The organism is Clostridium sp. FS41 (assembly GCF_000954015.1).
Classification (GTDB): Bacteria; Bacillota; Clostridia; order Lachnospirales; family Lachnospiraceae; genus Enterocloster; species Enterocloster citroniae.
In genome coordinates, this window is record NZ_JYHN01000090.1 from 27,425 (window position 1) to 49,673 (window position 22,249).

Below are 22,249 nucleotides of genomic sequence, written 5' to 3' on the forward strand. Positions count from 1 at the left end.
ATGGATGGATTATATGATATGACTGAGGACCAGCAGAGTCTGGTGGAGTTGATACGGGATTTTATGACCAGGGAGGTCAAGCCCCATGTCCTGGAATGGGAAAAAGAAGGGCATTATCCCAAGGAGATCATACAGATGGGGATCGATATGGGACTGCATATGATGCAGGTGCCCGAGGAATACGGAGGCATGGGGCTGGATACCACCACCACGGCCATGATGATCGAGGAGGGGGCCAAGGTGGAGAGCACCTATATGGGGATGTTTAATGTGACCAGTATGGGCGGCAAGATTGTTATGGCGGCGGGAAACGAGGAGCAGAAGCAATATTACGCGGGCCTTTTAAATAAAGGATCCATAAGCGCGTTCTGCCTGACGGAGCCCGGGGCAGGGTCTGACAGCGCCGCGGTCCGCACAACGGCTGTGCGCAGAGGCGGTTCCTATGTTATTAACGGGACCAAGATGTTTATCACCAATGCCTCCCTGGCGGACATGTTCCTGGTGGTTGCATCCGTGGATCCCTCCAAGGGATCCAGAGGCCTGGCCACGTTTATCGTGGAGCGGGACCGCAAAGGGGTCAATGTCAGCAAAAAGATCGATAAATTCGGAATGCGCCTGTCCAACACGGCAGAGGTGATCTTTGAAGATGTGGAGATCCCTGCATGCAACCTGGTGGGAACGGAGGAGAGCGGATTTGCAAATGCCATGAAGGTACTGACCGCCTCCAGGCCCATGATCGCGGCTTCCAGCCTGGGCGCCTGCCAGCTTGCCCGGGATCTGGCCGTCCAGTACTCCAAGGAACGGGTGGCCTTTGGAAAGCCCATCTGCGCAAAACAGATGATACAGGAAAAACTGGCTGATATGGAGATGCTGATCCAGGCCAGCCGCGGCCTTGTCTATCACGCCACCATGCTTCTTGACCAGGGGAAACCATGTAATACGGAGGCCTCCGTTGCCAAATGCTTTGTGACGGAAGCTTTTGGAAGGATTACCGATCAGGCGCTGCAGATTTTTGGAGGCTATGGGCTGTGCGATGAATATCTGATCTCCAAGCTGTACCGGGATGCCCGGGTGAACCGGATCGTGGAGGGGACCAATGAGATCCAGCGTGTGGTGATCTCAAAAGCAATGCTCCGTTAAAACTGACCAGGCCCACTGGTTGTTTTAACCAGAAAGCAGGGGTTATAAAAATGTTATTTTTGTGACAAGTGCAGTGGGTGTTTGAGGCCGGCTTTGTTATTATTATAACATCATAAGATACAGTACGAAAGGGGAAGAAAATGCTTAGTTTATTTGGTATTGTGGTTGGTCTGGCTCTGTTTATCCTGTTGGCCTACATAGGTTACAACACGATCATTGTGGCCATTGCCGCCGGTATGGTTGTAGCTGTCTTTGGGGGCATGAATCCATTCTCACTGCTGTCGGAAGCATTTATGCCAAAGGCCGTAGGTTTCATGCAGGGCTATTTCCTGATTTTTCTGTTCAGTGCGTTGTTTGCGCGCTTTATGGGGGATTCGGGCGCTGCTCCCTCCATTGCCATCAAGGTGGCCCGCATTGCAAAAAGGGCAAAAAACCGGAATGTACAACGGTGGCTGGCAGTTATGGTACTGCCCATCATCCAGCTGATCCTGACTTACGGAGGCGTAAACGTATTTGTTGTTGTGTTTATTCTGGTTGCCATTGCACGATCCCTGTTTAAGGAACTGGATATACCATGGTGGATGTACTCCTGTTCCTGTCTGGGTTCCTCAACAGTGACCATCGGTATGCTGCCCGGATCCCCACAGATCCAGAATATCATACCCATTGAATATTTTGGCTCCACCACAATGGCTGCTCCGGTCCTTGGGATCCTGTGTTCACTGCTCACATTCGCCCTGGGTTCAGGATATATCTGGTGGCAGTGCAAGCGGACCAACCGGAAGGGGGAGAGCTTTCTTCCCACAGGAGAACTGATTGACAAAGAGCAGCTGGTGGAAGTTAAGGTAGATGATGAAAAGCCTTTATGGCAGTGCCTTCTTCCCATGATCGTTGTGATCCTTGTGCTCAATGTGTTAAAGATGTCCGCGGTTATCTCCCTGTTCAGCGGATGTGTGGTCGCATGGCTGTTATATGATCCCCGCAAGCAGGACCTGAAAAAGATATTTTCCGGCGCCATGCCTCAGGCCATCATGCCTCTGATCACGGTGTGCTGTGCATCGGGATTTGGCGGTATCGTATCAGCTGTTCCTGGTTTTCAGGCCATTGTAGGCAGCCTGGACGCCCTGGGCACCAATCCCCTGACCATTGTTCTGGTAGTGAATGTATGCGCCGGCATCTGCGGCTCCGCATCCTCCGGTGAGAATATTGCCCTTCAGAACTTTGCCGACCGTTTTATCGCCACCGGGATCCCGGCAGATCAGCTGCACAGGCTGGTTGCCATGTCCTCCATCGGCCTGGATACCCTTCCCCACAGCGCGGGTGTCATCACCATGCTGTCCACCACAAAGCTGACCCATAAGCAGGCATATATCAACAACTTTATCCTGTCCCTGGTGCTCCCTATTGTGATGGCATGCTTTGCCGCACTGCTGATCTCCATGGGTTTCTACCTGTAAACACAGTTACATATAAACACAGCTGCATTTCCATAACGGGGATGACATTCCCGGCAGGAATAAAAAATGGAACGCATGGCTCCCTTGCAGAGGGGCTGGTGCGTTCCATTTTTAAGCGTTTCATTGTTATACTGCCTGTAAAAGCCGGGCGGTCATGTTCCGGAAAAACGGGGAGCCCTTTTTTCCAGGAAGGCATAGACGGCCTCCGCATGGTCAGCCGTGTGGGTCAGCCGGTCCACATAATCCGATTCCATAGCCATGCACTGGTATAGGTCCGGATAGAGGATGCGGTTGACGGCCCCTTTGATCTCGCGGTAGGAGACTGCCGGCCCTGCGGCCAGTTTGGCTGCCAGAGCGTTTACTGTCTGCTCCAGATCGCCTGCAGGCACGGCCTGTGTGATAATATCCAGCCTGGCCGCCTCCCCGCCGGTAAAACGGCGTCCGGTCATAAAAAGATCCGTTGCCCTTGCCGGACCCACGCGCCGCATAAGCATGAGAGAACTTCCCATGTCCGGGGCCAGTCCTACATTGACAAAGGCAAATGTCATCTTGCAGCTTTCATCGGCAATGGAAAAGTCGGATGCCATGGCAATACTCAGGCCGCCGCCCGCGCAGGCTCCTTCGATCCAGCTTACAACCGGTTTTTCTATCTGGCGGATGGCCAGGATCAGACGGTTAAAACCAGCCATGTTTTCCTTTGTCTGGGTTTCGGGCCTCAGACCCCGGGCGTAACAATCCACACGTTTTTTCATGGAAGTGATATCACCGCCTGCACTGAAATACCCGCCTGCACCGCGGAGCACGACCACCCGGACATCCGGGTTGAACCGATAGGATTCCAGTGCCTGGCAGAGTTCGGACGCCATGGCCTTGCTTAGGGCATTCCTCTTTTCCGGGTCATTCAGGATAATGGTCCCCACCTTATCCTTCAGGGAAGTAACAATATAGTGGCACATAGGAAGACCTCCTTTTCTTTAAAGTGTACTCTCGGAGACTTCGAGAGTACACTTTAAGGGAATCTTAGCGTAAAACAAGGGGAAAGCATATGGAGGAACATACGAAAATCGGGTGGGGAACAGAGGGTGTTCTTTGTGCAAAATCGCATAGATAATTTTTTGACAAATTGATAGAGTTATACCATAACCACAGACTCTGTGAACGTATAAGGAGGGGACTATGATAAAAACAAAATTTACAGAAATGTTCGGGATTGAAAAGCCCATTGTCCAGGGAGGAATGCAGCATCTGGGAATTGCTGATTTTGCATCGCTGGTGAGCAACGCAGGCGGCATGGGGACCATGAACATTACCTGTTATCCTGGTATTGATGAGTTCCGCGAAGATATCATCAAGATGAAGGAACTGACAGACAAACCATTTATTGTGAATATTTCCCTGGTGCCGGACCTGACCAAGGGCGAGGAGATTTTTCAATATATTGATGTGTGTGCCCGGGAACAGGTGGCTGCCATTGAGTTTGCAGGCGCGTCTCCGGTAGAGTTCATGCCCGCGTGTAAGGAAGCGGGGATCCGGATCATCCACAAAAGCCCAAATGCAAAGGTGGCGGCCAGCATGGCGAGAAAGGGCGCGGATGTGATAACCATTGCGGGATATGAGGTTGCAGGCCATCCAAGCCTGGATGGGATCGGGACATTTGTGATCGCCAATAAGGCGGCTGCGGTGTGCGGGGAGTACGGCGTGCCGGTGCTGGCAGCAGGCGGAGTGGCGGACGGAAAAGGGCTGGCGGCGGCTTTGGCCCTTGGAGCCCAGGGCGTGGTAATGGGCACCCGGTTTGTGGCAACAAAAGAATGCCCTATATCGGATAATCACAAGCAGTGGCTGCTGGAACATACGGAAAAGGATACGGTCCTGGTACAGAAATCCATCCACAATGCGGCCCGTGTTGCCAATAATCTGGCAGCTAAACTGACACTGGAAATGGAAGCCAGGGGCACCACGCTGCAGGAACTGATGACGGTGATCTCCGGCAAGCTCAGCAGACAGTGCTATAAAAACGGAAATATTGACGGCGGTATCTACGCACTGGGACCGGCAATGGGACTAATCCGGGACATCAAAACGGTTCAGGAACTGATGGATGGAATGGTGGACGAAGCAGAAGCAGTGATCAACGGCTTGCGATCAGGCATCTGCTAGTCTATGAAATGGGATAAGGAGACGATCAAGCATGGGAGAGAGTACAGATTACAGACCATTGGAGGGTATTAAGGTGGTGGAGCTTTCCACCATGGTGGCGGCCGGTTCCTGCGGCAGGATGCTGGCGGACTGGGGAGCAGAGGTGATCAAGGTGGAAAGCGCGGGCGGGGATATGTTCCGGAGTTTTCCAAAGACATTTTTTGTACCGTGCACCATGGATGAAAACCCGCTGTTTGACAACCTGAACGCGGGAAAAAGAGGCATTGTGCTGAACTTGAAGACACAGGGGGGAATGGATGCCATGCACAGGCTGCTGGCAGATGCGGACATTTTCCTGACCAATACAAGGCCCAAGGCCCTGGAACGCCTTGGACTGGACTATGCGTCCCTGAAGGAGGCATATCCAAAGCTGATCATGGCTAATGTAAATGGCTTTGGGGAAAAGGGACCCAAAAAGGATAATCCGGGATTTGATACGGTTGCATTTTGGGCAAGCTCCGGCTTTAACGCTGATATGATGGTGGACGGACCGGACAGCTACCCGGTGTACAGCTCCGCCGGGCCGGGGGACATTGTAACGGCCATGGGCCTGTGTTATGCGATCACCGCAGCCCTTTATAAGAGGAGCCAGACCGGGCTGGGGGATCATGTGTCCAGTTCCCTGTACGGCACAGCCCTGTGGTGTTTCCATATAATGGCAGTTGCCACGGAGAAGCAATATGGTTACACTTATCCCAAGACGCGTGAAAACAGCGCGCCTACAGGGGCGCCCTTTCGCACCAAGGACAATGAGTGGGTGATGACCACCATCCTGCAGATAGAGAAGCAGTGGCCGATTCTTTGCAACGCCCTGGGAGTTCCGGAACTGGGAACAGACCCCAGGTATAACACGGCCATAAAGCAAAGGGATCCGGAAGTGAGAAAGTATCTGATGAAACGCTTTGAGGAGATTTACAAGACCAAAACAGCGGACGAATGGTGCAGGATCCTGACCGATGCGGATATTGTAAATGACAGGCTTGCACACTATAAGGATATGGAGACCAGTGAACAGGCATGGGCCAATGAGTATATCCATGAGGTGACCTGTCCCAATGGCAAAAAGTCAATTCTTGTCCGCCCTGCCATGCGCAGTGAAAAAATGGGGATCCCCCAGTGGAAAAGAGGGCCCATGCTGGGAGAGCATACAGAGGAAGTTCTGAGGGAATACGGCTATACGGATGAACAGATCGAAGAGATGAAAAAAGAAGAAGCGGCCGTCCAGCTGGATGTATCCGGCTATCCCCACCTGGATCAGTCATCCATCCTTCCGGATGGGATGACCGGCTTTTCAGATGGCGGGCAATCATAAAATTGTCTTGGCGGGATATGGCAGCGGTGTTCTGCAAAGATACAGGAGTTTGACATGGAGAAAAAGTTCGAGTCATTCATAGGTATTTTCAAAAAAGCAATGGAGGAGCATCCGGACAAGACAGCGGTGATCGTGGATGACAGGAGGCGCACCTATGGGGAAATTTTTGAACATGCAGCAAAGATAGCAGGCCATCTCAGCCGCTGCAATATTAGGAAAGGGGATCCGGTTGCAATCATCTCCGTCAACCATGCTGACTATGTGGAGACAGTGCTTGGATGTATTATGGCAGGGGCCGTGGCTGTAAAGCTTAACTGGCGTCTGGCTGCCCCGGAACTCCATTACCTGCTGTCCTTTAACCATGTAAAGTATATGTTCTTCCGTTCCGGGGATGCGAAGATCCGCGGGGAGATGAAGGAACTTACATTCTCGCTGTGCCCTGCCATGGACATGGACCTGATGGACAAAATCCTGGAACAATGGGAACCTCTGGAGGAGTTCGTAAAACGGGATGACGACCATATACTGATGCATCTGCACACCAGCGGCACCACCGGTTTTCCAAAGGTGGTGCGCTATACCAACGGGGAGTTTTTAAGGCAGATGGAATCCTGCATCGGTTCCCTGCTCTTTGAGAGCAGCACAATTTTCCAGATGATGAGCCAGATGTTCCACTCCGCCAGCATGGGGACCTATGCATGTCTTGCATGCGGCGGCACTGTTGTGGGGTTTAGCAGATTTGATCCCGTCCGGTATATGGCCAGTGTTGAAGTCAACCGGGTGACCAGGTTAAGCGCGATTCCCACAGTGCTCACAGCCCTTCTGAATCATCCGGATCTCGGCAGATATGACATGAGCAGCATACGTATGATCAGCTACTCCACCTGTCCCATGCCCCCGGAACTGATACGGCGCGCCATTGACCGGTTCCACTGTGATTTCCAGCAGTCATACGGGATGACGGAAATGTGTTCCATTGTGACGATCCTGTCCCCGGAGGATCATCTGCGCTGCAACATGCGGTATCTGAACTCAGTGGGCAAACCCATTGCCGGACATGAGGTGAAGATCGTCCATGAGAACGGCGGGGAGTGCAGCGCGGGAGAGGTCGGGGAAATCTGCGTAAAAGGTCCCGGCATGATGAAGGACTATTATCAGATGGAGGAGGAGACCATGGCGTCCATCAGGTGCGGATGGTATCATACCAGGGATATGGGAAGCCTGGACAAGGAGGGATACCTGTATGTGCGTGGCAGGAAAAATGATATGATTATATCCGGGGGAGAGAATATATTTCCACTGGAGATCGAGAATGTGCTGAGCACCCACCCTGACATTGCGGAGGCTTCCGTGATGGGTGTCAGGGATGACTACTGGGGGGAGGCGGTCCACGCCTGTGTGATCCTGAAGCATCAGGGAACGCTGAACGGACAGGACATCCGCGACTACTGCCGCGGAAAGATCGCCGGATATAAAATTCCCAAAAAGGTACATATCTATGAAGAATTTCCCCGGACAGCCACCGGAAAGGTGATGAAGGCAGGGCTGGTTGAACGGATCGAGAAGGAGACGGGGAGTTGAGGGAGAGATAGGAAGGGGGCAGATGGCGCTATTTTAGTTTGGCCTTTTGCCGGAAATGATCCCGGCGGTTTCTGTCTATTATTATAACAGTTCAGGACGGCTCATCTTCTTGGCCGTCCTGAACTGTTGCCTATTATTTATTGTATTCAGGCGTTCTTTTTTCCAGGAACGCATTGACTGCTTCTGTAAAATCAGACAGGCGGGAAGCTGCTGCAATTTCTTTTCCCTCATCTACGGCAAAATCAGCCAGTCCCCCATAAAAATATTTTTTAATAAGACGCTTTTGGCCTGCATGGGCGGCGCTGGACTTTCCGGCAAGCTTTGACGCCAGATTGTAGGTGGTTTCCTGCAGCCTGCCCTCCTCGGCCAGAAGAGTGGCAAGCCCCATACGGACACAGTCCTCCCCGCGGCAGGCGTCCCCGGTCATCATCAAAAGCTCTGCCTTGTCAGGACCGATAAGGCGGATCAGGTTATAAATGCTTCCCGTATCCCCGCAAAGGCCCATGTTTACAAAGGCCATGATCATTTTGCTGGAGGGCGCCACCACCCGGAAATCACAGGCAAGGGCGCAGCTTAAGCCTGCACCGGTGGCCACGCCGTTGATCATGGCAATAACCGGTTTAGGGCATTCGCGGATAGCGATGGACATGTTACCCGCATCAGCTACACTGTCCCCGTCCAGATACTCTTTGCTGTCTATGAGTGCCTTAAAACGTTTGATATCCCCTCCTGCGGAGAAGTGCCTTCCCGCCCCGGTGACGACAATGGAACCCACATCCCTGCGGGAACCCAGGTCCTTCATGGCGTTTGCTATTTCCACATAGGATTCCCTGGCAAATGCGTTGCTGTATTCCGGACGGTTCAATGTCACGGTGGCGATCCTGTTTTTTACAGTTACAAGAATGGTCTGATAATCCATGGCTTCCTCCTATTAATTAAACATCTATTCCAAATTCTTTAAAGATAGCTTCGTTGTCAGCGCCTATGGGGCGCGCCTGCTGGGCTGCGGGCATGTCCATGCATCCCATTTTAACCGGGGGTACGGCCAGTGTGACGGCATCCCCGTTGGGGTAGGTGATGGGACTCATGTAGCCATTGACCAGGGCCTGTTCACTGCTGTGGTTATCCTTAAAATGTCCCAGCTCGCTGGCAATGATATCTGCGTCCACCAGCTTGGGAAGGATTTCGTCAGCATTTTTCCCGGCAAAGCATGTTTCAAAATAGCGGATACAGTCCTCCCGGTTTTTAGGGTCAAAGGTGGCCTGTTTGGTGCAGAACCGGGGATCTTCCATGATCTCCTCAGCCCCCACGGCCAGGCAGAAATCCTTCCAGTACCGTTCGTATTCATTGACCACCGGAAGGATCCAGCGGTTATCTTTGGTTTTGTATGGAACCCCCATGGGTCCGCCCTGGTACCGGCCCCGGGGCCACTGGTAGCCAAACTGGGTCCCTGTGGACATAACGCTGAAAAGCCACATGGCAGCCCCGTACAGGGAGAGGGATACATAATCACCCTTGCCGCTCTTTTCCCTTGCGTACAGGGCGGTTCCGATGGCGCCGGAAAGGATGGTCCCGCAGATCAGATCCCCGAAACCCATGGGAAGGTAAACAGGGTAAGCCTGGTCGGAATCCACCATCATGTCCTGGATAAAACCGCCTGTGGCAAACATGGCAATGGCGTCAAAACCCGGATAATTGGTCTTTGGCCCCTTTTCCCCGTAGCCCAGCAGCACTGCATAGATGAGCCCGGGGTAACGTGACTCTAAACTGTCATAGTCCAGGCCCATTTTCTTCAATGCCTGAGGACGGTTATTGCTGAGAAATACATCAGCTTTTGCCAGGATTTCATGAAATATTTCCATGTCCCTGGGTTTCTTTAAATCCAGCATTAAAGCTTCCTTGCCTCCGTTTAAGGTGTCATAGATTGGGTTTTCCTCGTCTGTGGCAGGTGCAAAGAGAGTGGGGCCGAACGTCCGCTCCACATCTCCTCTGGGGGATTCCACTTTAATTACACGGGCGCCCTGAGTGGCCAGGATACGTCCGCAGGAAGGGGCCGCAATGTAGGTTGACAGTTCTACAACGGTAATGCCTTCTAAAGGTTTCATAGGTTTAGGTCCTCCTTATTTTAGGGGTATAAAATGATGCATACCAACATGTTTCTACCATTGTATCAAAACAGGAAAAAGGAACAAACTGTAATTGCTCCAAAACCGGGTTTGTGAAACAGAGCGCAGATTGTGCACTACAACCACAGAAAAGGAGAAAAGAAAACTTAAGGTTAAAAAGCACAAAGAGAACGGACGGCGGAGACGCATTTTTTGGAATTTATGAAGGTGAAACATGAAGGGGTGATGATATAAAATGTTAGCATACTTAAAGTATATTCTGATAGGGAAAGGAGGATTTGTTGTGGAATATGAAAATTTTAAGCTGGAGATAGATGAGCAGGGGATTGCTCTTTTTACAGCGGACCGGCCGGAAAAAATGAACGCGCTTAATGATAAGTCATGGGCGGAGATAAATGATTTCTTTTTTTGGGCGGATCAATCGGACGAAGTAAAGGTTGTGATTATCACAGGGGCGGGCAGCAAGGCATTTATTGCAGGTGCGGATCTAAATTCCCTGAAAGTGAAAAAGCCCACGGATTGCCTGGGCGGAGCGGGGCAGAAGGCGTTAAACAGGATCCAGAAATGCTCCAAGCCGGTCATTGCGGCGGTAAATGGATATGCCTTTGGAGGGGGATGCGAAACAGCTATAGCCTGTGATTTCCGGGTGGTCTCGGAGAACGCGTTGTTTGCCTTGCCGGAAACCGGACTGGGCATCCTTCCCGGCGCCGGCGGCACCCAGAGACTGTCACGGCTGATCGGACTGGGAAGGGCCATGGATGTGATCCTTATGGGCCGGAAGATCGGGGCCGAGGAGGCCGTTGAGATCGGGTTGGCCACCAAATGTGTGCCGCAGCAGGAGCTGCTTTTGGAGGCAAAAAAAATGGCGGGCAAGCTGATTGCAAAGGGGCCGGTGGCGCTCCGGATTGCAAAACAGGTGGTGATTGCTTCCCTTTCCAGCAGCCAGGAAACAGGGGAACTGCTGGAGATGCTGGCGCTGAGCACGCTCTGCGGCACGGAGGACAAGATGGAGGGCGTATCTTCCTTTTTGGAAAAACGGACGCCTGATTATAGAGGAAAATAAAACAGTAGAGGTGAAATTATATGAATATTCTGGTTTGCATTAAGCAGGTGCCGGACACGACTGAGATCAAGATCGATCCGGTAAAGCATACTTTGATCCGTGAGGGCGTGCCAAGTATAGTCAATCCTTTTGACGCATGTGCCCTTGAGATGGCGGTCCGCTTAAAGGAAAAAGAAGGCGGGAAGGTCATGGTTGTCAGCATGGGGCCGGCCCAGGCCAAAAATGCGCTTAAGGAATGCCTTTCAGTGGGGGCGGATCAGGCCTTTCTGGTAACGGACCGGGCCTTTGGCGGCTCAGATACGCTGGCTACCAGCTATATACTGAGCAGGGCGGTCAGGGCAGTGGAACAAAAGACAGGGGAATCTGTGGATGTGATCTTTTGCGGCAAGCAGGCCATTGACGGGGATACCGCACAGGTGGGGCCTGAGATGGCAGAGCATATGGACCTTCCCCATGTGACACTGGCAACCGGCGTGGAAATGGCAGATGGAAAGCTCCGGGTGCAGAGGGACACGGATGAGGGCCATGATATCATTGAGGTGGACCTTCCCGCCCTGGTCACTGTCACCAAAACCTCATACGATCCCCGTTATCCCTCCATTAAAAGCAAGATGGCTGCAAACAGGGCGGTTATCACTGAGATCACAAACAGCGATCCTGATATGATCTGTGACCAGGAACGGCTGGGGCTCAATGGTTCCCCCACAAAGGTAAAGAAGACCTTTACCCCGGACCAGACTAAGAACGGTGTTATCATCAGCAATGAGACAGGCCCGGATGCTGCTGCCAAACTGGCCGCCATGCTTAGCGATGCCAAGATTATTTGAGAGGTGTAGGGATTATGAGTGAGTTTAAAAACAGGGATATATGGGTGTTTATCGAGACAGATGAAGGAAAGGTAAAAAGCGTGGGACTGGAGCTTTTAAACCCCGGCCGCATGCTGGCGGATAAGGCCGGTGAGGAACTGGTGGCAGTGATATTGGGCCGGGATAATGAGGAAGCGGTTGCCCAGGTCCGCCAATACGGAGCGGACAGGATCATCAGCGTGGAAGGGCCTGAGTATGGGAAATACAGTTTTGACGCATATACATACGCCATGGCCGAGCTGGTCCAAACCTATGGGCCGTCCGCCGTCCTGATCGGCGCCACCAACAATGGCAGGGATTTTGGACCGCGCCTGTCCTGCAGGCTGCGCACCGGGCTGACCGCGGATTGTACCAGCCTGGACTATGATGCGGAGAGCGGCAATGTGGCCTGGACAAGACCTGCCTTTGGAGGCAATCTCATGGCAGTTATCATGTGTCCCAATACGCGTCCGCAGATCGGTACAGTACGCCCCGGCGTATTTAAGAAGCTGCCGGTGGATCAAAAAGAAGTGCAGGTCATCAGGGAGAACATTTCCGTGCCGGCAGAAAAAATCCGTACAAGACTGGTGGATTCCGTGCGGGAAGCTGCATCAGGCATTGTCAATCTGGAGGATGCCGAAATCATAATATCCGGCGGGCGCGGCATGGGCGGACCGGAGAATTTTAAGCTGCTGGAGGAACTGGCAGGTGTTCTGGGAGCTGCCGTAGGCGCATCCCGCGCTGCGGTAGATGCAGGGTGGATCGGCCATGCCCGTCAGGTGGGACAGACCGGAAAGACCGTGGGACCCAAGCTGTACATTGCATGCGGTATCTCCGGCGCCATTCAGCACCTGGCGGGCATGTCGGGATCCGATTGTATAGTGGCTGTTAATAAAGATCCGGAAGCCCCCATTTTTAAAGCGGCTGACTATGGCATTGTAGGCAACCTGTTTGAGGTGCTTCCGGTCCTCACAGAAGAAATCAGAAAATTAAAGGCGTGATCCTTATTCATAAAAGCTGATGGCTCCGTTTGACGGTGCCTCGATCGCGGGAGCCGGCTGGATGTGCCCTGACTGCAGTTCCAGGATCTTAAAGGAGATCAGAAGTCTTAGGCGCACATCCGGGTCGTTCAGATCCAGGCCCAGGATCTCCTGGATCTTGTTCAGCCGGTAAATCACGCTGTTGCGGTGCATATGCATGATCTTGGCAGTGCTGGATATGCTCCTCTCGGTCAGCAGATAGTTGCGCAGGAGTGCCAGGTTATCATACCGATCTTCCGCCGGATCACTGAGAAGGGCCAGCTTCTGTACGGACATATCCTCCAGAGCGTACCGTTTTTTATAATCATCCAGCATCTCATAGATATAATAGTGGGAATAGAAGTAAATACCTGTCTCGGGGTTTAGCATCATGCCGTATCTTGCGGCTGTAACAGCCTGGCGGTAGGCGATATTCATCTTGAGGAGAGGAAAATTGGCAGTGGAGAATCCTGCATGTCCCTGGCATATTTTTAAAAGCTCCCCGAATTCATCAAAGGATTCATTGATCTCCTCAATCAGTCTCAGGCTGGAAATATCCCCCTTCAGAAGGAGGAGAACGGACTGATGATACAGAAGGACCCGGAAAAAGGGAAACTTCAGACAGGATCTCAGCCTGTTCATGATGTAGTCGGCCTGGGGAAGCACGAATTTATCCCACTGTATGACACAGAGCCGGTAGGAAGCGTCCAGGGGAAGGCGCAAGGAGCGGGCGCGGTCTTTCAGGAAGGTTTCATCTTCGCGGGTATGGTCAATGAGATCTGCCATAAAAACCTCCAGCGGGGTGGGGGTGGATGCGTTTTCGCCGCTGTTTTCCAGATAATATTTGCGCACCTTGCGTGCAAAGTAGGAAAACAGCTGGAACTGAGCCTCAGTGGGCTCATCCTCAATAAAATAAATGGTGATAAAGCCGAGGAATATGCCGTTGTCCGCATGGGTGGAAAGCACCATGAGAGGACAGTCCATATAGTTGGGCGGATAGAGGACGGTCGGGGTGGTATATTTGATCCCATTGGCCTGATAGCCCATGCGTGCCAGACCGTCCGTCATGTCCTTGGAGTAATAACCGTTCTTCAGGATCGCATTAATACGCTCATGGGAAGGCGAGGAAGGCATGCTTCCTGCGATAAGGTTATAGGATGAATTTACCATTATGATCGGATTCTTACCAAAGAACCGGGTGCCAATGGAGATGATGGTCTGATAGTCCTTTTTGGCAAGGATCGCCATTTCCAGATCGCTGCTCCATTTCCGGATCTCGTCAAAGCCCGTATACAGCCGGTTTGCCACAGAGGCCAGGGAATAGAAATCTGGTATGATGATCAGGTTGGAATCGTGCCGCTCCGCCAGGGGGAGGATTTCATCCCTGGAACCCATGCAGACAATACAGGTCATCTCCCAAAAAGAGGGGTCCAGTGTCTGCACCTGCTTCCATGTGCCCACATAGAGAACGGATTCCTCCGGTGAGATCGGGATATCATCCAGCAGGTGGATCTGCCGGAAGGAAAAAGAAGCGCTCTCCGGGATCAATGATTCTGGTTCAAATGGTTTTAACAGATCAAGAATAATGCTTTGTGCTATTTGCATAATGCCCCCCCTTCGGCTGCTGAAAAAAACAGGACGTTTGTGATTAATAATATCAGAAAAAGATAGAAAATTCCATATAAATTTGTATTTAAGACAGGCACCTTCAGTGTATGGTTATTTTAACCACAAAGGGCATAAGAAGAAAATGGCTTTTTTGTAGCCCGCACCGTAGGTCACATGCAGTTGTTCTGTTATGATAAGGACAAAGCGGCAGGCTTTATTTCACTTTAGGAAAGGATGGTAACAGTATGGTAGATGTAGCAGCAGCGGGATTGGTATTAACTGGTGAAGACAAGGAGATCGTGGATATGGTCCATGATTTTGTGATGAAGGAGGTCCGCCCAAAGGCCGCTGAGCACGATATCAGCGGAGAGCTGGACTGGGATGCATACAACAAAGCGTTTGAGATGGGACTGATCTGTGCAGACCTGCCTGCGGAGTATGGCGGACAGGGGCTGAGCAATGTGACCGCTGCATGGATACGTGAGGAATTAATGTATGGGGATGCAGGATTCGGACTGACCTGCGGAACAAATAATCTGGGCATCAAACCCGTTCTTCTGGCCGGAACCGAGGAGCAGAAGAAGTGGTGTGTGGACATACTTACAAGTGACAGGCCGGGCAGAGATCCGCGCTGGCCCCAAAAGCGCAGTGGTTTTGCCGCATTTGCCCTGACAGAGCCTGATGCGGGATCTGATGCGGGGTCTTGCAAAACCTTGGCGCAAAAAGTCCTGGACGGGGACGGCAGTGTAAAGGAATATATTTTAAACGGCCGCAAGTGCTTTATCACCAATGCCTGTTACGCGGATTTCATGTGTGTGGTCGCCTCCGTGGACCGTTCCCTGGGATACAAGGGACTGACCATGTTCCTGGTTGACGCCCATCTTCCCGGCGTAAGCATTGGCAAACATGAGGATAAGATGGGAATCCGCCAGTCCGCCACCTGTGATGTGATATTTGAGGATGTACATATCCCGGCATCGGCTCTGATCGGCAAGGAGGGGGAGGGATTTAAGATAGCTATGAAGACCCTGGAGCAGGGCCGCGCCGGTGTGGGCAGCGGCTGCGTGGGTATTATGAAGGCGGCCAAGGACGTCTGCGTTAAATATGTCCAGGAACGGGTGAGCATGGGCAAACCGATCTATAAGAACCAGGCGATCGGATTCAAGATTGCGGATATGGAGATTGCAATTGAGACCAGCCGGGCCATCGGCATGAAGGTTGCGGCCCTTTTGGACGCAGGGGACCCGTCTGCAGCCACGCTGGGCCCCATTGCCAAGTGCTACTGCTCAGATGCCCTGAACCATGTGGTGACAGAGGCGGTCCAGATCCTTGGCGGTTACGGCTATATGAGGGATTACCCGGTGGAAAAGCTGATGCGTGACGCCAAGATCTTCCAGATATTTGAGGGGACAAACGAGATACAAAGGGTAGTGATCAGCGGCAATGTGATCCGCGCTAACAGAATAAAATAAAACTTGCCTGGTACTGCGTTGCATGAAAAAATACGCTTAAGGGGAGGAAAGAGAATGCTGAATGAATCTGCCGTAGGATTATCCCTGAAACAGAAGTTTACATACTCCTGGAGGGACCTGATCTTATATAATCTGAGTGTGGGAGCCGGGCAGGATGAACTGGACTATGTCTATGAGAAGGGGCTGAAAGCAATCCCCACATTTGGTGTAATCCCCTGTGCCGGGACATTTGGGATGGATCCCTATGATCCCTAGCCACAGATGCCAACCAGGATGATCCCGGGACTGCGCACGGACGGAACCCTGCACATGGACCACAAGCTGGTACTGCACAAGCCCATAGCTGTTAAGGGGGCACTTATGATCGAGAAGGTGATCAGCGCTGTCTATGACCGGGGGGAAGGCAAGGGCGCCAAGATCCAGGTGGATGTGATCGGAAGGGATGAGAATGGTGAGCCTGTATTTACCAACACCATGGGCTATTTAAACCGCTGGACCGGAGGATTTGGCGGGCCGAAGGCAGCCTGCAGCACGGTGGAGATTCCGGATCGGAAACCGGATCATGTGTGCAGGAATGGATATCCACTCAATGCACCGCTGCTGTACCGCCTGACCGGGGACACATACCCTCTTCACGCGGATCCGGAATTTGCCGCAAAATGTGGGTTTGAGAGGCCGATCATCCATGGGCTCTGCAGCCTGGGATATGCCTGCCGTATGATGGTGGGAGCTTTATTTCCCGGGGAGCCGGAGCGCATGGTTTCCATTGAGAACCAGTTCAGGAGCGTTGCCATGCCGGGAGAATGTTTTTCCCTCCACATCTGGGAGACCGGATCCGGGAAGGCGGTATTCCGTATGGTAAAGGATACGGATGGGAAGGCGATCCTGGATTTCGGGCAGATGACCTGGGTCTGACAGATGGATAATATAAAACGGAAAGGCTGGATACGCAGTGAAGACTGCAGTCCGGCCTTTCCTGGAAACAGACGGCTCATCAAGATTTATTCAGTCATGCTGTTTGACCGAATGTTCCGCCAGGAGAGCCTGGATCTCATCATTCGTATAACCCAGCTCCCCTAATATGCCCACCGTGTGTTCACCCAGCATGGGGCCGCGCTTAAACGGGGGAAGTCCCATGCGTTTGCTGTTCAGGCAGCTGCGTACCAGGGCGGCCTCCTGCCCGTTGGGATATTTCATCTGATAGATAAAATCATTGGCCAGCGCCTGGGGATCGGTCAGTATGTCATCATAGCGGTACAGGATCTCGCAGCAGAGACCGGCCTCGCCAAACAGGCGCTTCCATTCATCGGCAGTCTTGGCCGCAAAAATCCCCTCAAACCGTCTGATCACAGGGCCGCAGACCTCCACACGATTAAAGCTGGCACGTGACGCGTACAGCGGATCATCCGCCATGTCATCGGCCCCCAGCAGTTTGTAGAAGACCGGCGCGTCCCGGCTGAAGTTGACGATCTGGGGCATGAACCACCGCCCATCGCTGCACTTGAAAGGCGCTCCAAATGGACTGGAGTCTTCACGGCGTTTGGGAAGGCGGAAGCCGTACTGGGAACCGGAAACCAGAATATTGGCAAGCCATACCGCGGTTCCGTACAGGCTTAAGGATACGCGGTCCCCTTTTCCGGTCTGGCGGGCGGCCAGTACCGCAGACACGGTGGCGGCCATCATTCCCATTGCGCAGGTCACATCCCCAAACCCCATAGGCATGTACACGGGATATGCCTGTTCATTGTCCCCATAGATACTCTGGCTGAACAGGAATCCGCCCCTTGCCCAGAATGCCGTGTTGTCGTATCCGGGGCGGGAAGCTTCATCGCCCTTTTCCCCATATCCGTCCAGCTGGCTCATTACCAGTTTTGGAAAACGGTCCTTCAGACTGTCGTAATCCAGACCGGATTTCTGCAGGGTACTTGTGCGCAGGTTTGTCAGAAATACGTCCGCTTGTTCCAAAAGCCGGAACATGACTTCGCGGCCGGATTTGGTTCCGGTATCCAGGCTGATGGCACGCTTGTTGGCATTCAGGTTGTCAAACAGGGGATCAAAATCATCATCAGCCGGAGCTCCGATCCCCAGAGGCCATTTCCGGAACGTGTCCCCTCCTTTGGTATTTTCCACCTTGATGACATCCGCTCCCCAGTCTGCCATCATACGCCCGCAGGATGCAGATGCCACCATCAGGGATAACTCCACAACCTTCACACCTTTTAATGGTTTATATTGCTCCATACAACTCCTCCTTTATGTACGTTCAGATAGGTTAATCTTATACAAATACAGGAGGAAAAACAATTGCCATGGAATACAAAAGATTTTACCGGTTTTGCTGAAGATTGTGGTTGTTTTAACTACAAGATACAGAATTGCACCAAATAAAGATGTTAAAGAGAAAAGGAGAATGAATATGCATTACTCACCTGTAAATGAAACATGCCCTTTATCGTTAAATCCGTTTAAGGCCTGTGTGGCGCCCCGGCCGATTGGGTGGATTTCCACGGTGAGCAGGGAGGGTGTGGATAACCTTGCGCCCTTCAGCCAGTTCCAGAACCTGTCCTATGATCCTCCCATGGTAATGATCGCCGTAAACCAGGGCGGGGATGAAGATGCAGTGCGCCGAAAGGATACGGTAAATAACATTGAGTCCATGGGCTGCTTTGTATACAATGCAGTACCCTGCGAATTGAAGGATGCGATGAACATTACAGCCTCAGGGTTTGGGCCGCAGGAGGATGAGTTTGAAAAGGCCGGCCTGCACAAGGCTGACAGCGTGCGTGTGGCTGCAAAGCGTGTGGCGGAATCTCCCATCCAGTTTGAATGTGAGTATATGCAGACCATACGGATTCCGGGGAGGACTGCAGGGGGAAAGGGGACCGTGGATATGATTATCGGGAGAGTGGTGGAGATCCATGTATCAGATGAGATCATTCTCCCGGACGGAAAGCTGGACTATAAAAAGCTGCGATTGCTTGGAAGGGCTGGATACTGGGACTACTCGGTGATGGAGGACACATTTTCCATGCGGGTCCCGGGTGTCAGTGCAGCGCGCATGGCCGCGATGGAGGGAAGGCGTCCTAATGAGAATGGCAGGGATTAGAAACGGAGACAGGGTATGCTGAGTTTTGCTGGCATTGTTGTGGGACTGGCGCTGCTTGTGGTATTACGCGCCTTGTCCGGAAGGGATTTATATATTCCCTTTACATTACTTTTACAGTACTCTGGTAACATAGATCCGATATTTAGGATATGATGGTCCCATAAGCAAAAATCCTGGCAGAAGCGCTTCTGGGTGAGGTGTTTCAGGGGGAAACGCTTAAAAATAATTGTAAAGGAGTCCTGTGAATGATAAAAACCTATGTGCTGGATACCAATATTCTGATACAGGCGCCCTACGCCGTCCATTGTTTTGAGGACAACCAGATCGTCCTGCCCGTGGCCGTACTGGAGGAACTGGACAATCTGAAAAAATCAGAAGGCGAGAAAGGTGCCAATGCCAGAACGGCCATCCGGCTTTTGGAAGGGCTGCGCCAAAAAGGGGACCTGCTGTCGGGCGTCATGCTGGAACGTGGGGGAAGCCTGCGGGTGGAGAAAAATTTCGTGGATATTGTACTGCCTCCCGATCTTCCTGATGATAAGATGGATAACCGCATCCTCAAGGTATGCAGGGGGCTGGCAGGCCAGCAACAGGACGGAAGGGTGATCCTTGTGACCAAGGATATCCTTTTGCGGATCAAGGCCCAGATAATTGGGATCCAGGCAGAGGATTTTCTAACTGAGCAGGTTTCCGACAAGGAGGAACAGTATACGGGCCGAATTGAGGTATATGCGCCTGAGGATTGTTTTAAGGATTTTAAGAAAAAGGGAATCCCTGTAAATATTGTTTACACTTCCAGCCAGGAAGGCGTGCATACCACTCCAAAACTCTGGGAAAACCAGTTTGTGATACTGAAAGCGGACCAGTCTGCTAAAAAAACAGTACTGGGGCGGGTGGAGGGAGAGCGGATCGTGGGGCTGGACTACAAAAAAGCCAGACCCTACGGAATCGCACCAAAAAATTCCGGCCAATATTTTCTCCAGGAAGCCCTGATGCAGTCCGCCGACCGGGCCCCTCTTGTGATTGTAAAGGGAATGGCGGGCACTGCAAAGACCTTTTACTCCCTGGCGGTAGGGCTTGAGAAGCTGCTGAACGACCCTTCCGGCGAATACCGGAAGATCCTTATCAGCCGTCCCAATGCTCAGTTTGACTCAGACATCGGTTTCCTTCCCGGGGATGAACAGGAAAAGATCTCGCCCCTGATGCGCCCCATCATAGACAACCTGGAGCAGCTCATTGATTCCTGCGAGGAAAAACGCTATGAGAATGAATCTGAGCTGAAAGGGAAGATCGATGAGATATTTGACCGGGGACTGGTTCAGGCAGAGGCGCTGAACTTTATAAGAGGAAGGTCCATTGTAAGGACCTACTTGATCATTGATGAGGCCCAGAACATGACACCTGCCCAGGTCAAGGGGATCATTACAAGGGCAGGAAAAGGCACTAAGATCATCCTTTTAGGCGACCCCAACCAGATAGACCGCAGTTTCCTGGACGAGCGGACCAATGGATTGAGCTATGCGGCAGAGCACATGAAGGGGAGTTCCCTGTGCTGGCAGATTACCCTATGCGCGGAGGAATGCCAGCGCTCCCAGCTGGCCATGGATGCAGTGAAGAGAATGCAGTGAGGAGAATGCAGTGGGGAGAATGCAGTGGGGAGTACGCATGCCTCCCGGCCACAGTTTCTAAAAATACCATTAAGAATCCCGCGGCCGCATTGATTTTAAGCGGAAATTAGGTTATAGTTACTGTCATGCGAAGGGCTGATCCCAGTGGCGCCGTCCGGTACCGGAACAGGCAGAGCTCCGGTATCAGGGCTGCCGGTTGACCGGCATCAAAACCGGCAGAGAGCCGGCACCAGGACAGCCGGCGGGAAAGGAAATGGATAGGGATGAACCGGTTAAGAGAGAAATTTCAGCGTTTTATGATAGGCAGGTACGGGATGGACCAGCTGGGCCAGTTTATGGTATGGGCAGTTCTAGTATTGATCGTGATTAATTTGTTTGTGCGGGCTTCGCTCCCGTCCACGATCCTTGACACATTGGAACTGGTGGGGCTTATCACCATGTATTTCCGTATGTTCTCAAAGAACGTGGGAAAGCGTTATCAGGAAAACCAGGTGTTTCTCAGGATGCGTTTTTATGTGACTGAGTACTGGCGCAAAGTGAAATTCAGTTTTACACAAGGGCGCAAATACCGGATTTTTAAGTGCCCAAACTGCGGTCAGAAGATCCGCATTCCCAGAGGGCATGGGAAAGTCAGCATCCACTGCCCCAAATGTAAGACGGATTTTATTAAAAAGACGTGAACCTGCCTTACAGTATCACGGCTTTTCCGACAGCAGCTGTATGGATGTGGCGTATTCCGATGGCGTCATGGTCGTCAGTTTTTTGAACTGCCTGGAAAAGTAGTGAATGGACGTGTATCCAAGTTTATCTGAAATCTGCGTAAAATTCAGCTGGTGGTCACGGATCATCTGTTTGGCCGTGTCCACCTTCATCATGGAGAAGAATTCAATCACCCCGCAGCCCTGGGCATCCCGGAACAGCTTTTGCAGTTGGGAACGCCCCACCAGGTTATCCTTACAGATCTTATCAATGGTGAGCTGCTCATTGATATGCTCCTCCATATACCGTACGATCCGGTTATAGGTATCGCTGCCTGTTCCTGACTTTGCGGTCAAAAAGTCCGTGGAGTGCACGGGCAGTGGATAGGAAAAATACCTTCGGTACAAATGGATCATAAGCTGCTCCAGGTAGTGGCTGATCAGCTGTGCGGACCCAAAAGAAACAGGATGGTTCAGAAACACCAGTTTCTCCTGGTAGGGATCATCCAGACGGCCGTCAAAGATGTTGCGGGCCTCCACGATGATCTGGGCCAGCAGCTCTTTTTCCGTATCCTGTATGGTCATGAGCTGGTTTTCAAATGCCTTCATGCAGGGGGAATGGCAGTCAAATCCAATTACCACCAGACTGGGCGATACCAGGCCGTTGGTAAGTACGTTGTGGAATTCATTGGGCTTGTGGAACAAAATGCTGCCCTTTTTCAGCGTCAGCCGCCGGTCATCGGCAATTGCGTCTATTTCTCCACGGTCCACACAGACCAGCTCCCAGAAATCATGGCTTTCCCCTGGAAAGGAAAAGTCGCTCATATACTGGAAATAGTGGATGGATATGATATTTTCTATGGTGATGCTGTCCTCCAGGTGCACACTTTCATATGCCATAAATCCTTCCCCCTTCTTATTGGGTTTACTCTTGTCCCATTGATTCTATTGTATCATACAAATATTCCATGTAAAGAAAGATAATGCAAATAAAAGAATAG

Annotated in this window: 20 protein-coding genes; 14 read left to right on the forward strand and 6 right to left on the reverse strand. The window is 51.9% G+C overall.

Going from position 1 to position 22,249, the window contains the following annotated elements; translation table 11 throughout:
- Both CLFS41_RS26845 and CLFS41_RS26850 read left to right on the forward strand, forming a co-directional pair.
- Nucleotides 1–1,140: an acyl-CoA dehydrogenase family protein gene (locus CLFS41_RS26845; RefSeq protein WP_007862310.1), complete on the forward strand. Its 1,140-nt coding sequence runs from the start codon at nt 1–3 to the stop codon at nt 1,138–1,140.
- Between the two features lie 140 nt (nt 1,141–1,280).
- The gene (locus tag CLFS41_RS26850; protein ID WP_007862308.1) at nt 1,281–2,597 is read left to right on the forward strand and encodes a GntP family permease; all 1,317 of its coding nucleotides are present in this window, start codon (nt 1,281–1,283) and stop codon (nt 2,595–2,597) included.
- Between the two features lie 152 nt (nt 2,598–2,749).
- Here CLFS41_RS26850 and CLFS41_RS26855 read toward each other — a convergent pair whose 3' ends face one another.
- Nucleotides 2,750–3,553, reverse strand: coding sequence for an enoyl-CoA hydratase (locus tag CLFS41_RS26855; protein ID WP_045094118.1), 804 nt, complete (start codon nt 3,551–3,553; stop codon nt 2,750–2,752).
- A gap of 220 nt (nt 3,554–3,773) precedes the next feature.
- Here CLFS41_RS26855 and CLFS41_RS26860 point away from each other — a divergent pair, with 220 nt between their 5' ends.
- From CLFS41_RS26860 to CLFS41_RS26870, 3 genes are read left to right on the forward strand one after another with little or no spacing between them, the layout of a single operon-like run.
- Nucleotides 3,774–4,754, forward strand: coding sequence for a nitronate monooxygenase family protein (locus CLFS41_RS26860; protein WP_007862306.1), 981 nt, complete (start codon nt 3,774–3,776; stop codon nt 4,752–4,754).
- Between the two features lie 31 nt (nt 4,755–4,785).
- Nucleotides 4,786–6,105 carry a CaiB/BaiF CoA-transferase family protein gene (locus tag CLFS41_RS26865; protein ID WP_007862305.1) on the forward strand — a complete coding sequence of 440 codons (1,320 nt, stop codon included), beginning with the start codon at nt 4,786–4,788 and terminating at the stop codon, nt 6,103–6,105.
- Between the two features lie 54 nt (nt 6,106–6,159).
- Entirely contained in the window at nt 6,160–7,686 is a 1,527-nt protein-coding gene (locus CLFS41_RS26870; protein ID WP_007862304.1) for an AMP-binding protein, read from the forward strand.
- Between the two features lie 133 nt (nt 7,687–7,819).
- On the opposite strand, the gene CLFS41_RS26875 is transcribed toward CLFS41_RS26870, so the two are convergent.
- Entirely contained in the window at nt 7,820–8,605 is a 786-nt protein-coding gene (locus CLFS41_RS26875) for an enoyl-CoA hydratase/isomerase family protein (RefSeq protein WP_007862303.1), read from the reverse strand.
- 16 nt (nt 8,606–8,621) lie between these two features.
- Nucleotides 8,622–9,791 carry a CoA transferase gene (locus CLFS41_RS26880; RefSeq protein WP_007862301.1) on the reverse strand — a complete coding sequence of 390 codons (1,170 nt, stop codon included), beginning with the start codon at nt 9,789–9,791 and terminating at the stop codon, nt 8,622–8,624.
- Between the two features lie 304 nt (nt 9,792–10,095).
- Here CLFS41_RS26880 and CLFS41_RS26885 point away from each other — a divergent pair, with 304 nt between their 5' ends.
- Genes CLFS41_RS26885 through CLFS41_RS26895 form a run of 3 tightly spaced genes read left to right on the forward strand, consistent with a single transcriptional unit; the run spans nt 10,096 to nt 12,721 of the window.
- On the forward strand, nt 10,096–10,875 hold the full coding sequence (locus CLFS41_RS26885) for an enoyl-CoA hydratase-related protein (protein ID WP_007862300.1): 780 nt from the start codon (nt 10,096–10,098) through the stop codon (nt 10,873–10,875).
- A gap of 20 nt (nt 10,876–10,895) precedes the next feature.
- Nucleotides 10,896–11,702 carry an electron transfer flavoprotein subunit beta/FixA family protein gene (locus CLFS41_RS26890; RefSeq protein WP_007862299.1) on the forward strand — a complete coding sequence of 269 codons (807 nt, stop codon included), beginning with the start codon at nt 10,896–10,898 and terminating at the stop codon, nt 11,700–11,702.
- A gap of 14 nt (nt 11,703–11,716) precedes the next feature.
- A complete protein-coding gene (locus CLFS41_RS26895) occupies nt 11,717–12,721 on the forward strand; it encodes an electron transfer flavoprotein subunit alpha/FixB family protein (RefSeq protein WP_045094119.1) in 1,005 nt (334 codons plus the stop codon).
- 3 nt (nt 12,722–12,724) lie between these two features.
- Here the strand turns inward: CLFS41_RS26895 and CLFS41_RS26900 are convergent, their stop codons facing one another.
- Nucleotides 12,725–14,344, reverse strand: coding sequence for a PucR family transcriptional regulator (locus tag CLFS41_RS26900; RefSeq protein WP_045094120.1), 1,620 nt, complete (start codon nt 14,342–14,344; stop codon nt 12,725–12,727).
- Between the two features lie 248 nt (nt 14,345–14,592).
- Here CLFS41_RS26900 and CLFS41_RS26905 point away from each other — a divergent pair, with 248 nt between their 5' ends.
- The 3 genes from CLFS41_RS26905 to CLFS41_RS26910 are packed head-to-tail and all read left to right on the forward strand — an operon-like array spanning nt 14,593 to nt 16,734.
- Nucleotides 14,593–15,819 (forward strand): acyl-CoA dehydrogenase family protein, encoded by a 1,227-nt coding sequence (locus CLFS41_RS26905; RefSeq protein ID WP_045094121.1) that lies wholly within the window; start codon nt 14,593–14,595, stop codon nt 15,817–15,819.
- Between the two features lie 54 nt (nt 15,820–15,873).
- Complete coding sequence (locus CLFS41_RS29210) at nt 15,874–16,074, forward strand: hypothetical protein (protein WP_052665898.1); 201 nt, start codon at nt 15,874–15,876, stop codon at nt 16,072–16,074.
- Nucleotides 16,075–16,080: 6 nt separating this feature from the next.
- Nucleotides 16,081–16,734 (forward strand): MaoC/PaaZ C-terminal domain-containing protein, encoded by a 654-nt coding sequence (locus tag CLFS41_RS26910; RefSeq protein WP_052665900.1) that lies wholly within the window; start codon nt 16,081–16,083, stop codon nt 16,732–16,734.
- A gap of 90 nt (nt 16,735–16,824) precedes the next feature.
- On the opposite strand, the gene CLFS41_RS26915 is transcribed toward CLFS41_RS26910, so the two are convergent.
- A complete protein-coding gene (locus CLFS41_RS26915) occupies nt 16,825–18,060 on the reverse strand; it encodes a CaiB/BaiF CoA-transferase family protein (protein ID WP_048929168.1) in 1,236 nt (411 codons plus the stop codon).
- 175 nt (nt 18,061–18,235) lie between these two features.
- On the opposite strand from CLFS41_RS26915, the gene CLFS41_RS26920 reads away from it, so the two are divergent.
- From CLFS41_RS26920 to CLFS41_RS26930, 3 genes are all read left to right on the forward strand, one after another.
- Nucleotides 18,236–18,925: a flavin reductase family protein gene (locus tag CLFS41_RS26920; protein WP_007862293.1), complete on the forward strand. Its 690-nt coding sequence runs from the start codon at nt 18,236–18,238 to the stop codon at nt 18,923–18,925.
- 245 nt (nt 18,926–19,170) lie between these two features.
- On the forward strand, nt 19,171–20,550 hold the full coding sequence (locus CLFS41_RS26925; protein ID WP_007862287.1) for a PhoH family protein: 1,380 nt from the start codon (nt 19,171–19,173) through the stop codon (nt 20,548–20,550).
- Between the two features lie 263 nt (nt 20,551–20,813).
- Nucleotides 20,814–21,230 (forward strand): hypothetical protein, encoded by a 417-nt coding sequence (locus tag CLFS41_RS26930; protein ID WP_007862286.1) that lies wholly within the window; start codon nt 20,814–20,816, stop codon nt 21,228–21,230.
- Between the two features lie 15 nt (nt 21,231–21,245).
- Here CLFS41_RS26930 and CLFS41_RS26935 read toward each other — a convergent pair whose 3' ends face one another.
- Nucleotides 21,246–22,148: an AraC family transcriptional regulator gene (locus tag CLFS41_RS26935; RefSeq protein WP_045094122.1), complete on the reverse strand. Its 903-nt coding sequence runs from the start codon at nt 22,146–22,148 to the stop codon at nt 21,246–21,248.
- Nucleotides 22,149–22,249: the final 101 nt, after the last annotated feature.